Source organism: Streptomyces sp. NPDC088194 (assembly GCF_040702025.1).
Lineage (GTDB): Bacteria > Actinomycetota > Actinomycetes > Streptomycetales > Streptomycetaceae > Actinacidiphila.
The window spans coordinates 1-14,814 of the sequence record NZ_JBFBIV010000142.1; the positions used below are offsets into that span (position 1 = coordinate 1).

Genomic DNA, 14,814 nt, shown 5'->3' on the forward strand with positions numbered 1-14,814 from the left:
GGCCGGTCCGCGCGCACGCCCCGCCGGGACGGCTCGCGGCGCGGAAAAGATCAGATCAGTTGCTGCGGATCGCGAAGATCACGCCGATGATGAAGATCACCGCGATGATCGCGTACCAGGTGATGTCCTCCCGGGCGTTCGTGGTCAGAGCCAGCTGCACCATCTGGTCGTGCACGGCAACCCCTCTCGCTCCTGTGATCCCCCTCCTCCCCAGTACCCACCACGGCGCCCCTCATTCGCGCGCGGGGATGGGCCGCTCGGGTGGTGGGCGACCGACGGGGCTCCGTACCGGCCACGAACACACCCGGACGGCGAGGACGGGCCCGCTCACCGTGCTCGTGAGCGGGCCCGTCCGCCCTCTCATCCGCGGGCCGATGATCAGCCGGCGGCGCTCGCCACGACCTCGGAGACCACCGGGGCCGGGCTGCCGGCCGTCCACAGCAGGCGGACGGTGTCGGTCGCGACGCCGTGCGCGGGCAGGCGGGTGTAGGGCCCGGTCAGCGCGCCGATCGTCCGCCATGTCGTGCCGTCGTGGACCTGCACCAGGGCCCGGGCGCGGCCGGTGCCGGGCTGCAGGACCAGCACCGAGTCCAGTGCCTTCGCCGCCGGCAGCGTCACGACGAGCGCGTCGCCGGAGGCGGGGGCGGCGCCGGCGTGGTAGGCGGTGGTCAGGTCGCCGTCCACCGCGGCGGCCAGCGACGAGTCCGCCGCCGGGGCCGGGGTCCCGGACGCGGTGACCGCCGTCAGCGGTGAGCCGACCGTGAACTCCCGTACCACCACCCAGTTGTCCTGCGCCGCGGTGTTGCGCAGCCGCACGTAGCGGGCGGTGGTCCCGGCGGGGGCTTCGGCCTTCACCTCGGCGGTGTCGCTGAAGTCGCCCAGCGACTTCCAGGTGGTGCCGTCGGAGGAGTACTCCAGGGTCCCCTGGTGGATGTAGTCGTCGGCGCTCGACGCCTTGCCCATGAGGATGTCGACGGTGCTGATCGGCCGCGCCGAGCCCAGGTCGACACCGACGTAGTCACCGACCGACGGGGCCGCGTCCGACCAGAAGAAGGTGTCGGGGTCGCCGTCGGTGTAGTTCGCGGCGCTGTTGCCGTTGTAGGTGCCCAGGGAGGTGGTCGCCGTGGCACGGGTGTGCACGACGCCGAGCGCGGCGTCGTACCGGTTCTCGGCGTCGGTGACGAAGGTGTCCACCACGGTGTCCCCGACCAGGACGCCGTGTGCGGAGGCCGCCGCGACCAGCGCGGGCAGCGCCTGCCGGTCGGCCCACGCGTGGGCCGCGTCGCCCGCCTGCTGCCGTTGCAGCATGTCCAGGGCGGTGAGCGTGGCCGTTCCCCAGTCGGCCGTGGAGTCGAGCCACGGCGCGGCGTCGGTGAGGAATCCCTGTTCGCTGTGGGGCAGACGGGCCCGCAGGTACGCGGGAGCGGCGGCGACGGCGGCCAGACGGGGGCTCAGGGCGCGGGCGGCCTTGGCCGGGTCGGCCGGCCAGGCGGTCCAGAACTTCTTGATCGCGGCGCTCAGTTCGGGTGCCTGACCGCCGGTCAGCGCCGAGGTGTAATTCAGGTCGGCGAAGGCCCGCAGGGCGGCGGTGGTCCTCGGGTCTCCCCCGGCGAGCTCGCTGAGGGACGCGTTCCACGAGGTCTGCGGGTCGTAGGCCTCCGCGTTCCACAGGTAGTCCGCCATCGTGAACAGCGCGATCCTCGACGCGTACGGCTGGATCATCGGGTTCGAGGTGAGCCCCGCCACCGCGCCGGCCACACCCGGCTCGCGCCCGGTGTAGGGGGCGAGGAGCAGCCGGTTGGTGACATAGTCGTTGACCGGATAGTTGTCCCAGACCAGGATCTTGTGGCCGAAGACCTGCCGGGCTTCCTCGGCCTGGGCGGTCGTGATGGTGGGCGCGACGACGCCTTCGCCGGTCCACTCCACCAGCACGGCGGGGTCCAACTGCTGGGCGATGGCGGCCTTGTAGGGGCTGGGCGAGGTGTCGTAGTACTCCGTGGGCACCATCTGCAGCGGCGCGGCGCCGGGGTGGGTGGCGATGAAGTCCTGCTGCACCCGGTTGAGCAGGTACGACTGCGCCGCGCCCGCCGCGCCGCCGCCGGTGCCGAACCTGGTCTTGTCGGCGTCGCAGTTCCAGTTGGTGTAGCTGATGTCGTCCAGCGGGACGGCGAAGGAGCGCACACCCACGTCCCACAGCGTCTGGAACTTGGCCACCAGCGCCTTCTCGTCCGCGTCGGAGCTGTAGCAGACGGACAGGCCGGGTGAGAGCGCGTAGGTGAACGCCACGTGGTCGGCGGTGGCGCGGTCGGACAGGCTCTTGATCACCGAGAGCTTGTCGGCCGGGTACGGGTCGCGCCACTGCGCCCGCAGGTAGGGGTCGTCCTTGGGCGAGTACACGTAGATGTTCATCTTGTGCGCGGCGAGGTAGTCGAGCTGGTCCAGGCGGGCCGGGTCCGACCAGGGCGTGCCGTAGAAGCCCTCGATGACGCCCCGCAAGGGGGTGGACGGCCAGTCCCGCACGGCGAGCCCGTCCAGCGTGCGGCGGGGAGCGCGCCCGTCGGGCCGCACGAGCTGGCGGAGAGTCTGCGCGGCGTAGAAGGTGCCGGTGGGATCGGCTCCGGCCAGCACGATCGACCTGTTCCCTACGCCCAGTTCGTAGCCTTCGGCCGGCAGCCCGGCGGTTCCGGGCAGCCGGAGCGCGGCCAGCGCCGCCGCGGACCCGGGGGTCTCGGCCGGGCCGCCGACGTACACCGTGAGGCCGCCGTGCCGCGCGGGGTGGTCGGCGCGGGCGAAGGTGCGGGCGCCCCCGGCGCGCAGGGCCTGCTCGGTCGCGCTGATCGCCGAGGTGTCCGCGGACGGCCCGGCGACCAGGGTCACGGCAGGGGTGATGGTGACGTGGCCGGTGTGCGGGGTGACGGAGCGGGGGGTGGGGAAGATCCGCGGTGCGCTCGGGGCGGCGGCGGCATGCGCCGTCCCCCGGACCCCGGGCAACGCGCCGGTGGCCGCGAGCGCGAGGGCGGCGGCGGCCACGACCACTGTGCGTCTGGCGCGGGTCGATCCGTGGGAGTGCTGCACGAGTCATCCTCCTTGGTCTGCTGTCCGGCTTGCTCCTGAGTGCGCTGTGCCTTCGCGGACCGCGCCCGCCGGCAGGGTCAGCCGGCGGGGCGGGCCTGGTGCGACCATCGAGCGAGGGGTGCGGTGATCGAGGAGTTCCGTGATCGAGGAGTACGTCGCCGTGCGCGTGGCGGGCGCGCTCGGCGTGGAGGTGCCGCGGGTGCCGGACGGTGGGCCGTGACCGTCCGGCGGGCTCACAGTGGTCTAGACATCTACGGTAGGCCCGGTGAAATTGCGACGTCAATGGCGCGGCGGGAGCGCCCGGGGTGCCGCTCCGGTCTACGTGGCGCGCACGTGGACCGGGGCGGTGGGCGCCGACATCAGGCCCGTCACGGGGTCGACGCCGACCGCGGTGAGTACCACGGACCCGCGTTGGAGGCGCGTGTCGCAGCGCCAGTTCCCGTGCCGGTCGGCGGGTTGGTCCACGCAGGCGGGCTTGCCCGACACCGAGACGGTGACCAGTTCGCCCGGGGTGGCGGTGCCCTCGATCCGTATCCGGCCCGCGTGGACCGAGGACGCGTCGGCCGGCCTCGCGAGCACCGGCGCGGCGGCCGGCTTGCCGGGCACGCTCACCAGGGCGCCGGCCACGGAGGCGAAACTGCCGCCGGACGCGGGGTTCTTGCTGCCGGTGACGGTCACGGTCAACGTGTGCCGCTGGGCGGGGTCGAGGCCGGTGCGGGTGAACACCGAGGCCAGAGCGCCGCTGCCGCTGTAGAGGTCGACCGCGGTGGGCGAGCCGCCGTCCACCGACACGTCGACGATGCCGTTGCTGGCGTTGGCCATGGACTGAAGGGTGACGCTGTCCCCCTGGAAGGTCAGCGTCGCCTTGTCACCGGCGGTGTCGTCCCAGGTGTTTCCGCCGCCGGACTGCCACGAGCCGCTGTACTGCCACTGGTTCACCGCGCCGCCGGTGGCGTCGTAGCCGACGTTCGTCACCGCTTCCGGGGTGTGCGTGCCGGCCGGCAGCGCGACCGGGACCGCGAGGTCGGTCAGCGTGCTGACCTTGAGGTTGTCGTACTGCTCGCCTGCCAGATACCCGCTGGCGACCAGGCCGACCTTCCCGGCGGCGAGGGTGGTGTCCGTGGCCGATCCGACGGTGGTGCCGTCGACGGAGGCGTAGATCAGCGAGCCGTCGAAGGTGAGCGCCAGGTTGTGCCAGGTGTTCAGCCCGGCCGCCGAGGACAGCGTTCCGCCGGCCAGCGACCGTGCCGCGCTGCCCGAGCCGTCCGCGAGGTTGATCGACCAGGCGCCGGTGTCGCTGAGCGTGAGCGAGTAGTAGTGCACCTTCGACGGGTCTTCCTCCGTGCCGCCGAGGTTGCTCTGGCGGCCCAGAATCCCGACCGAACCCGGCTGGGCGTTGCGCACGTCGGCGGACACCTGGTAGTTGCTCCAGGCTTCGTCGCCGCCCACCGTGTACGGGTAGGGGGTCCGGATGTTGGACTGCCATTCGAGCGGCTTGGCCGGGGTGTCCATCTGCACGCAGTTGCCGCCGCGGCCGGCGCACGGCTCGACGGTGAACGCGCCCTCCATGGTGGCCAGGTAGCGGGCCTGCTGGCCCTGGGTCCCGGTGGTGAACGAGTCGGAGTAGGGCAGTGCGAGGGGCTTGCTCGCCGGCACCGCGGCGCTTCCCTTGTGCTGCCCGGTCGTGGTGGTGAACGAGTAGAGGTGGTCGGGCTGGAGGGTCATCGTGACCGTGCCGTGCGCGTCGGGCACGAGCGTGCGGTCCTGCGCGAACCACTGCGAACGGTCATTGGAGACCAGGTTGGTGCTCCAGACGTGCACGGGCCGGGTGGACAGGCCGCCGCTGACGGCCAGCTCGACCGTCTGGGGGCCGGTGGCCCGGGTCGTCTCCACGACGGAACTCCAGTCCTTGCCGCCGGGCGACTTCAACGTCACGTAGCTGCCGACTTCGTCGGAGCTCCGGCCGCCCAGGTAGCCGCTGGCGCCGTCCAGGTACTGCCAGCCCGGCTGCGCGAACTGCGTGGTGTGCGCGGTCACCCAGGTCGACAGGCCGACGTCGTAGGCGCCGGTCCACGGCTCGTCGGCCCTGACCAGTCCCTGGTCGGCGAAGCCGACGTCCGAGTAGGCCGAGGCGACGACGGGCCAGTTGATGCTCGCGGTCATCCGGCCGTCGACGTAGTCGATGTTGTCGGCGCGGGCCATCGGCAGACCGCCGGCGTTGTAGCTCATCGAGCCCTGTTCAGCGGCCCACAGCGGCGTGTTCAGTGCCTGGGCGGCCGGCGAGGAGGGGCAGGACGTCTCCACGTTGGGGTAGTCCGAGATCGGCGTGGGGCCGTTCCACCCGCAGGGGTAGTGCTCGCCGATGACCGAGACCGCCTCGGCGAAGTCCGGGTCCTGCGCCATGGCGCCGCTGACGTCGGAGAACGAGCTGACCTGGTCGGCGGCCACCAGCTTGACCTTGGCGAAGCCGTGCGCGTCCAGCGCCGCCCGGAGGTCCTTCCACCAGGCCGCGGTCCAGCCGCCCTTCTCGTTCCAGCCGCCCATGTAGGCGAAGGTGAGCCCGCGTTGCTTGGCGCAGCCCAGCCAGTCGGTGATGTACTGGATGCCGTTCTGCGTGTACATGCTGGAGCCGACCCAGCCCGGTGCCGCCCAGGTCAGCCCGTAGAGCTTGATCTGCGGGTTGCGCTTCACCGCCTGCTGGGCGAGCCAGAACTCGTAGCCCGCCTGGCAGTTGATCACTCCCCGGGTCTCCTCGACGGTCTGCTCGGCGCCGGAGGTGGTGTTCCCGTCCCCGCTGGTCTCGACCTTCAGGAGCTGCAGGTCGGCGCCGTAGCCGGGCTTGAAGAGGTAGTCCAGGATCGCGTTGCGCTGCGCGGCCGGGTAGTCGGTGAGCAGCCGGGTGTTGCCACCGCCGCCGCTGATCGCGCCGAGCCCGTCGAAGGTACGTCCGGTGTCCTGGCCGTTGACCGCTATCGAGGTGTCCGGCAACGCGGCCGCGCCGGCTCCGGCCGGGGCCAGCAGGACCGCCGCGGCGGCCATGATCAGGGCCAGGACGGCGGCGACGGCCACGAAGCGGTCCCCACCGCCCGATCTCCGTCGCTCGGTGTGCGTGTGCATGGCATGTCTCCTGGGAGGACGGCGTCCTCATCGGTGGATGACTGCTGGTCAGGTGCGATGGTGTGCGAGACCGATCGGTACACCCGCCGGACCCAACGAAACCCATCAGATTCGCTCAGACGGCCCTGAGAGTAAGGAGCCGGTCGCATGGCGTCAAGGTTTCGCACACGCAACGCGGCGCGCTGGCTTGATCGGAACGGCGGCAGACCGATCAACTTCGCTCAGCAGCGCGCGTGTTCCGTGCACCCGGCCGTCACGAGGAGGCCCACTCCGCCCCGTCCGCCCCGAACAGCCGCCCCTCCACGTCCTGGAGGCCGTAGCGCAGGGCGCCGAGCGCGACCGACTCGTCGCCCAGACTCGATGCCTGGACCTCCGGCGGGAACAGGCACAGGTCGGCCAGGTGCCGGCTGACCGGCTCGATGATGTCGTCGCCGGCCTGGGAGATGCCGCCGCCGACGACGACCAGCGTCGGGTCGATGGTCATCGACATGACGGCGACTCCGGTGGCCAGGTCGCGGGCGAAGCGGTCGACCAGCTCCCGGGCCTGGGCGTTGCCCTCGCGCAGATCCGTGAAGACCCGCAGCGTCGCGTCGCCCGTCGTGCCGCCGGGGGCGTAGGCCAGAAGGCGGCGGTAGCTGTTCGCCCAGTCCAGCAGGCCGAGGGTGCCGATCTCCCCGGCGGCGCCGCGATGACCGCGGTAGGGCCTGCCGTCGATGAGCACGGCCGCGCCCAGGCGGTGGCCCGCGTGGATGTACACGAGGTCGGGCACCCCGTCGGCAACGCCCCGCCACTGCTCGGCCAGTGCGGCCATACGCATGTCGTTCTCGGCGTGGATCGGCCCGTCCACGCTGCCGGCACCCAGCGTCCGGGCGAGTTCGTCCGCGAGGTTCAGCCCCGTCAACTCCGGCATCGCGTTGGACAGGACCACCCGCCCCCGGGCGTCCACGACCCCCGGGGAGGCGATCACGGCTGCCAGCAGCGGGCTGCGATCGGCCACGGGTTCGCGGGCCAGGCAGGCGGTGACCGCGTCGCCCATCGCCGCCAGCCGCCCCCGGGCGGGCAGGTCGGGATCGACGTCGATCCGCCGGGCCACGGTCACGGCCCCGCGCAGATCGGCCACCATCGCGAGGATCTTGTGCGCGCCGACGTCCACGCCCAGCACCCGGCCCGCGTCGGCGTGGAACTCGTAGCGCCTGGCCGGCCGTCCCGGCTGGCGGGCGGCCGCCGGGTCCGGCGCCGCGCCCTCGGCGACCCAGCCCTGGGCGAGCAGTTCGGCCACGCCTTCCTCGCAGGTCGGCCGGGACAGGCGGGTGGACCGGGCGAGTTCGGTGACGGTCTGCGCGCCGTGCTCGTACATCCTGCTCAGCATCGCCGCCAGGTTCCGCCTGCGCAGTGCCGAAGGGTCCCCGCCCGTGATTCGCATCTGGCCCCTGCCTCGATTCATACGTGATCATCCTGGCCGCGACCCCTTGACAAGCAGGCGCAGGAGACCAGTATCTTCTCGACTCAATTGTTAAACAAGTCTTGTTATCTATCACCACGACGGATGGGGACTTCCGTGAGACGCAAGCTGATGCCGCTGGCCGCTTCGGGCCTGGTGGCGGCGATACTCCTGTCCGGCTGTGCGGCCGGCGGCTCCGGCAAGGCGTCGGGAGGTGGAGGCGGGAAGGGGAAGGTCACGCTGACCTTCCTGACCTTCGAGACGCCGAACCTGACGGCCAAGTACTGGGACGACGCGATCGCCCGGGCCTCGGCGAAGGTGCCAGGCGTCACCATCAAGAAGCTGGTGGCCCCGTCGGTGGACCGCGTCGGCTACGCCAAGCAGCTCGCGGCCTCCGGCCAGTTGCCGGACATCATGATCGGGGTGTCGCCGAACGGGTTCGCGCAGGCCGGCCAGCTCGCCTCGTGGAGCGACGGGCAGCTCAGCGACTTCGTGTCGCCGCACTCCAACCCCATCGGCGGCAAGATCTACCAGCTGCCGTACGACACCCAGCCGACGCCGCTGGTGTACTACAACAAGTCCGACTTCACCGCCGCCGGGATCGCCGCCCCGCCGAAGACGTACCAGGACCTGCTGGACGACTGCGCGAAGTTGAAGACCAAGGGGATCAACCCGCTGGTGGTGGGCGGTGGCGGCAAGGACACCTGGGCCGACATGTACCCGCTGATCGGCGCGGTGGCCACCGACACCTACCGGCCCGAGCCCGACTGGCTGGCGCAAAAGGCCAAGGGCAAGGCCAAGTTCACCGATCCGGCGTTCACCAAGGCCGCGCAGAAGGTCTCGGACCTGGCGAAGAAGGGCTACATCGATCGCGCGGGCCTGTCCCGCTCCTACGCCGACGACGAGCAGGCGTTCCGCGCCAACAAGGGCGCGATGTACCCGATGGGCTCGTGGTTCGCCGCCTCCGCGGACGCGAAGAAGCCCCCCTTCGACGTGGGCGTGTTCGCCTGGCCCTCCGACGACGGCTCGCTGGTCATGCCGTCCTACACCGGTGGCGGCATGTCCGTGTCCTCCAAGGCCCCCGACGTCGCGCTCGCCCAGAAGTGGGCGCTGGCGTTCATGCTCGACAAGGCCTCGCTGGACGCCTCGGTGAAGACCGACGGGTCGATCATCGCGCTGAAGGACTACACCCCGCCCGCCGGCATGGGCCCGGTCTACACCGCCACGCTCGACCTCTACCAGCAGGCGGTGAAGCAGCACGCGATCGTCGACGCCTTCTCGGTCGAGTCCGGCGACGACTCGCTGCCCGCCGGTGTCGCGGACAAGGCCGCCGCCGGAGTCGCCGACCTGATCAACGGCAAGAAGACCGCGCGGGAGTTCGGGGCGTTCCTCGACTCCGAATGGGCCAAGGCCGACGAGTAGCCCGCGCCCTCCCGCACGACGACCCAGGAACGAGGAGAAGACAGACATGACCGCGACACTCGCGCCCCCGGGCGCGCACACCCGGGACGCGCCGGGTGCCGGTCCGGCCCGGCGATGGTCCGCCCGGTGCTCCAAGGTGTGGCACTTCCTGACCTTCGGCGCCCCCGGACTCGTCGTCTACCTCGCCTTCGTCCTGGTGCCGATCGCCATGACGATCGGCACCAGCCTCACCAACCGCAACCCGGCCAATCCGCCGACCCGGTGGGTCGGTCTGCGGAACTACACCCGGCTGTTCTCCGACCCCGACTTCACCGGCGCGTTGAAGAACACCGTCGTCGTCACCGTCATCATCACGGTCCTGGCCAACCTCCTCGGGCTGCTCGTCGCCCTGTTGCTCGACCGGCGCGGCTGGCTCTACAACGCCCTGCGCTCGGTGTTCTTCACGCCGGTCGTGCTGTCCTCGGTCGTGGTCTCGGTGATCTGGCAGGCGATCCTCACCGACGACGGGCTGCTCAACTCGATGCTGAAGAAGCTCGGGGTGCACCACCCGCCCGGCTGGCTGTCCGACCCCGATCTCGCGCTGTACTCGGTCGCGTTCATCATCACCTGGCAGATGCTCGGCTTCTGCGTCGTCGTCTACCTGGCCGGCCTGGCCGGTGTGCCGGCCGAACTGCACGAGGCCGCCTCCATCGACGGCGCCGGCATCTGGACACGCTTCAGGAACGTCACCTGGCCGATGCTGGCGCCCGCGCTGACCATCAACACGGTCATGCTGCTGATCAGCGGGTTCAAGGCGTACGACCAGATCCAGGTGATCACCAACGGCGGCCCGGGCAACGGCACCACCTCCACCGTCGCCTTCGAGGTCGTGCAGACCACGTTCACCGGAAACCACATCGGGTACGGCGCGGCGATGGCCACCGTCATGCTCGCCATCATCGCGGTGATCTCGGTCCTCGCGCTGCGCGTGCTCCAGCGGCGGGAGGTCACGCTGTGAACTCCCAGCGGTCCTTGTGGCTCCGGCCGACAGCGGCGCTCTTCGTCACCGCGGTGTTCTTCCTCCCGCTCTACGTGGTCCTGGTCAACGTGTTCAAGCACGGCCCGGACATCACCGCGCACCCGGTGAGCCTGCCGATCCCGCCGACGCTCTCCTCGATCCACCAGGTGCTGTCCCGCCCGGACCACCTGTTCTGGTACGGCCTCATCAACAGCGTCGAGGTCACCGCCATCTCCGTCACCGCCCTGACGATCGTCTCCGCCATGCTCGGGCACTACCTGGCCCGGGCCAAGGGAGCCTGGGCCAAGGGGGTGCTGGCGACCCTGCTGTGCGGACTGATGATCCCGCCCGCGGTGATCCTCGAACCGGTCACCGAGGTGCTGCGCCGGCTCGGCCTGATGACCACGATCCCGGGGCTGGTGCTGGTCAACGTCGGGTACTACGTGCCGTTCGGCGTGTTCGTCTTCACGGGTTTCGTCAAGACCATCCCGATCGAGCTGGAGGAGGCCGCGGCCCTCGACGGCGCCGGGCCGTTCCGCGTGTTCTGGAAGATCGTGTTCCCGCTGCTGCGCCCGGCCTCGGCGTCCGTCCTGATCTTCCTCGGCGTCTGGATCTGGAACGACTTCCTCAACCCGCTGATCATCATGGGCCCGGCGAACGGCACCACCGTCACCGTGGGCATCTACCGGGCCATCGGGGAGCACCAGTCGGACTTCGGCGCGGTCTTCGCGCTGATGTTCCTCGCCACCATCCCGATCCTCGTCTTCTACCTGGCGTTCCAGCGCCACTTCGTCAAGGGCCTGACAGGCGGCGCGACCAAGGGGTGACTCCGCTTCCCCCGACCCCCGCCGCCTCGCTACCTGATCGCTCAACAGGAGTACTTGTGAACCTTGCCGCCCCGCCCGCCGGCGGCGCACCCGCCTCCACACCGTTCGTCACGGGGGACCTGTCCGCGCCGCTCGGGCGTCCGCTGTCGCTGGTCGTCCTCGGCGCGGGAGCCCGCGGCGAGGCCTACGCCGACCTGGCGGCAAAGAGCCCGGAGCGGGCCCGCGTGGTGGCCGTCGCCGAAGCCCGCGACGGCGTCCGCCGGGCGTTCGCCGCCCGGCACGCGGTCAGCGACGAGTTCTGCTTCACCGACTGGCGCGAGGTGCTGGAACGGCCCCGGCTGGCCGACGTCGCGATCGTCGCGATCCAGGACGCCGACCACGTCGAGGCGGCCGTCGCCCTGGCCGACCTCGGCTACCAGCTGCTGCTGGAGAAGCCGATGGCCACCACGCAGGAGGACTGCGACGCCATCGCCGAGGCCGTACAGCGCAACGGCACCGCGCTGGCCCTGGCCCACGTCATGCGGTACACGCTCTACTCCGTGGCGCTGAAGAAGCTGCTGCGGGACGGCGCGATCGGCGACATCGTCTCCCTGCAGCACCTGGAGCCGGTCGGCTACTACCACTTCGCGCACTCGTTCGTGCGCGGCAACTGGCGCCGCGAGGACCAGTCGGCGCCGCTGCTGCTGGCCAAGTCCTGCCACGACATCGACTGGCTGTGCGACGTCGTCGGCCGGCCGGTCCGGCGGGTGTCGTCGTTCGGGTCGCTCACCCACTTCCGTCCCGAGTCCGCCCCCGAAGGCGCCACGGATCGCTGTGTCACCTGCCCGCTGGAGTCCTCGTGCGCCTTCTCGGCGCCCCGGCTCTACCGGGACGGGCTGCGCCGGGGAGGCACCAAGCAGTACTTCACCCGCATCGCGACCGCCGGGGAGCTGACCGAGGAGGCCGTCACCGCGGCGCTGACCGACGGGCCGTACGGCCGCTGCGTCTACCACAGCGACAACGACGTGCCGGACCACCAGGTGGTGAACCTGGAGTTCGACAACGCCGTGACCGCGTCCTTCGTCCTGACCGCGTTCACCCCGATGGAGAACCGGCAGACGAAGATCTTCGGCACCCGCGGCCAGCTCACCGGGGACGGCCGCCACATCGAGGTGTACGACTTCCGCACCGAGCGCACCACCGTCATCGACACCTCCCTCGACGGCTCCTCCGCGGCCGAAGGACACGCCGGAGGCGACGCGGCCATGTTCAACGCCTACATCGACGCCCTGCACGGCGGCCGGCCCGAGCTGATCGTCTCCGGGATCGAGGCCAGCCTGGCCAGCCACCGCGTGGTCTTCGCCGCCGAGCGGGCCCGGCACGCCGGGACGGTCGTCGAGCTCTGACCGTAGCGGCCCCCTGACGTACCACCCCCGCACCACACCCGTACACCCGTACACCCGTGAAGAGCGCATTCTCGTCCGAGGAAGGACCCCTCGCGTATGGACCTGAGACGAAAACTCACCCCTCGCCTGACCGCCGCGATCGCGGTGGCGGGCCTGCTGACCGCCCTGCCGGCGGCGGCCGGCATCCAGACCGTGTCGGCGGCGACCGGATCGCACCACTCCGGTGATGTCCTGGTGGACGCCGGCTACCTGCGGGTGGGGATGGACGCCACCGGCACGGTCACCAGCCTGGTCGACTCCCGCGACGGCCGGAACTACCTGGTGGCGGGGCACGGCACCGCTCCCCTGGTCAGCCTGGTCATCGGTGGGCGGCAGGTGAAGCCGACCTCCCTGCGGCGCTCCGGCGGCACGCTGGTGTTCGGCAACTCCGCGGCCGGCACCGAGGTCGACGTGGCGGTCAGCGACCGGACGTCGTACTCCACGTTCACCGTCACGAAGGTCAAGGCGCCCCGCGGCGCCGACGTGCAGACCCTGCTGTGGGGCCCGTTGGCGACCACGCTGACCGGCTCGCTCGGCGAGTCGGCGGGCCTGGCGAGCAACAGCGGGTTCACGGCCGGGATGAAGGTGCTCAACGACCGCACCGAGGGCGGCTGGCCCCGTGAGGACACCGGCATGGGCTGGGAGAACGAGGTGTCGGACAACCCGTCCGACCTTCAGGTGGCACCGCTGGAGCAGTGGAGCGTCGGCGGCCGGACCCCCTGGGGCAACCTGCTGCGCGCCTTCACCTTCGACTACACCAAGCAGCGGCTGCGGACGAACGACTCCGGCTACGGGATTCCGGTCGGGCCGCTGCCCGGTGCCCAGGGCAGCATCGTCGGCTCGCGGATCGCGCTGTACGGCACCACCCCGGATCTCGCGCCGACCGTCCTGTCGACGATCGCCAAGGGCCAGAACCTGCCGTACCCGACGATCGACGGGCAGTGGCAGAAGGCGGCGCAGGCGACCTCCAAGTCCATCCTGGTGCTGTCCGACCTCAACACCGGCAACGTCGCGGACGCCGACCGGTTCGCCAAGGCCGCCGGCATCGACACGGTCTACTCGCTGCCCGGGGCCGACGGCCCCTGGCAGTCCGCCGGGCACTTCCAGTTCAACTCCAGCTTCGGCGGCAGCGACGCCGGCGCGACCGCGCTGGTGCACGCCTCCACGTCCGACGGCGTCGCCGTCGGCGCGCACACCCTGTCGAACTTCATCGACACCAACGACCCCTACGTCCAACCCGTGCCCAGCCCCGACCTCCAACTCGGCCAGAGCGCCGAGCTGACCCGGCCGCTGGCCGCCACCGACACCTCCCTGTACATGGCGAGCTGCGCGCCGCTGGCCGACGGTCTGGCGGGCAAGTCCCTGCTGATCGACCACGAGTTCGTGAACTACACGGGGTTCACCACCGTCGGTGACGAGTGCCAGGTGACCGGGCTGACCCGGGCCCAGTGGTCCTCGGCCGCCGCCGACCACGCCGCCGGCGCCACCGCCGCCCGGGTGCCGCACAACTCGTACGACGGCGCCCTGGGCGACCTGAAGCTCATCGACGCCACCGCCACCCGGTTCGCGACCATCTGGAACACCACCGGCATCAGCGCGACCTCGTTCGACGGGCTGGAGTCCGCCTCGGAGGCCGGCTGGGGCCAGTACGGCATGGCCCGCATGGTCAACGGGGCCTTCGCGCAGCTGAAGGCCAAGGACGGCTTCATCTCCGAGACCAGCCGCGAGGGTTCGAACGTCTGGGACGCGCTGTCCCGGGCCAGCTGGGGCGAGGTCGGCTCCACCAGCATGAACCAGGTGTTCATCAACAACGCCTACTACCAGGCCAACCACCTGCCCGGGATGCTCGGCTGGATCTCGCTGCCGGGAGGCGCCGCCCTCCACACGGTCGAGGACACCCTCGCACGGGGCGCGGGCCTGAACGCCGGCGCCGGATTCGAGACCTCCGTGTCCAGCCTGACCAACGGCGGGCAGAACACGGCGGCCCTGCTCGACGAGGTCAAGCAGTGGGAGACGGCCCGCAACCTCGGAGCCTTCACCGACGACGAACGCGCCCAGTTCCGCGACCAGTCCACGCACTGGCACCTGAGCGTCATCACGCCCGGCAGCTCCTGGTCGCTCCAGCAGCTCGACGCCGCCGGCAACGCCGTCGGCGCGCCCCGGACGGTCTCCGTCCCCACCCCGGGCTTCACCAGCACCAGCCTGCCGGGCATGACGCCCGGCAAGCTCTACGAGGCACGGCCGGCCGCGAACGTGCCCTCGATCATCCGCTACACCGTCACCGCGGGCACCCTGCCCGCCGGCCTGCACCTCAACCCCGACACCGGCGGCATCACCGGCGTCCCGCTCACCGGCGCCCCCGCCAGGTTCACCCTCACCGGCAAGGGCGCGCCCGGCACCCCGGACGCACGCCAGACCTTCACGATCCGGGTGGGGAACCCCTCACCCGCCGAGGGAGGCCGAACGCGCTGACCGTGGCGTAGTGGCACCGGTGGCCCGCTCTCCGGCCGG

At 71.3% G+C, this 14,814-nt stretch carries 8 protein-coding genes; 5 read left to right on the forward strand and 3 right to left on the reverse strand.

The window, feature by feature from the left end; translation table 11 throughout:
* Positions 1-378: 378 nt before the first annotated feature.
* From AB0399_RS38140 to AB0399_RS38150, 3 genes are all read right to left on the reverse strand, one after another.
* Complete coding sequence (locus AB0399_RS38140) at positions 379-3,075, reverse strand: beta-N-acetylglucosaminidase domain-containing protein (RefSeq protein ID WP_366414403.1); 2,697 nt, start codon at positions 3,073-3,075, stop codon at positions 379-381.
* 318 nt (positions 3,076-3,393) lie between these two features.
* Positions 3,394-6,192, reverse strand: a complete 2,799-nt coding sequence (locus tag AB0399_RS38145; protein ID WP_366414404.1) for a galactosylceramidase — start codon at positions 6,190-6,192, stop codon at positions 3,394-3,396.
* 253 nt (positions 6,193-6,445) lie between these two features.
* Complete coding sequence (locus AB0399_RS38150; protein ID WP_366414405.1) at positions 6,446-7,561, reverse strand: ROK family protein; 1,116 nt, start codon at positions 7,559-7,561, stop codon at positions 6,446-6,448.
* Positions 7,562-7,765: 204 nt separating this feature from the next.
* Here AB0399_RS38150 and AB0399_RS38155 point away from each other — a divergent pair, with 204 nt between their 5' ends.
* From AB0399_RS38155 to AB0399_RS38175, 5 genes are all read left to right on the forward strand, one after another.
* Positions 7,766-9,055 (forward strand): extracellular solute-binding protein, encoded by a 1,290-nt coding sequence (locus AB0399_RS38155; RefSeq protein WP_366414409.1) that lies wholly within the window; start codon positions 7,766-7,768, stop codon positions 9,053-9,055.
* A 46-nt stretch (positions 9,056-9,101) separates the two neighbouring features.
* A complete protein-coding gene (locus tag AB0399_RS38160; protein WP_329372649.1) occupies positions 9,102-10,052 on the forward strand; it encodes a sugar ABC transporter permease in 951 nt (316 codons plus the stop codon).
* Positions 10,049-10,879 (forward strand): carbohydrate ABC transporter permease, encoded by an 831-nt coding sequence (locus AB0399_RS38165; protein WP_366414406.1) that lies wholly within the window; start codon positions 10,049-10,051, stop codon positions 10,877-10,879. The genes AB0399_RS38160 and AB0399_RS38165 overlap by 4 nt, the downstream gene beginning before the upstream one ends.
* 56 nt (positions 10,880-10,935) lie before the next feature.
* A complete protein-coding gene (locus AB0399_RS38170; RefSeq protein WP_366414407.1) occupies positions 10,936-12,264 on the forward strand; it encodes a Gfo/Idh/MocA family oxidoreductase in 1,329 nt (442 codons plus the stop codon).
* Positions 12,265-12,360: 96 nt separating this feature from the next.
* The gene (locus tag AB0399_RS38175; protein ID WP_366414408.1) at positions 12,361-14,775 is read left to right on the forward strand and encodes an Ig domain-containing protein; all 2,415 of its coding nucleotides are present in this window, start codon (positions 12,361-12,363) and stop codon (positions 14,773-14,775) included.
* Positions 14,776-14,814: the final 39 nt, after the last annotated feature.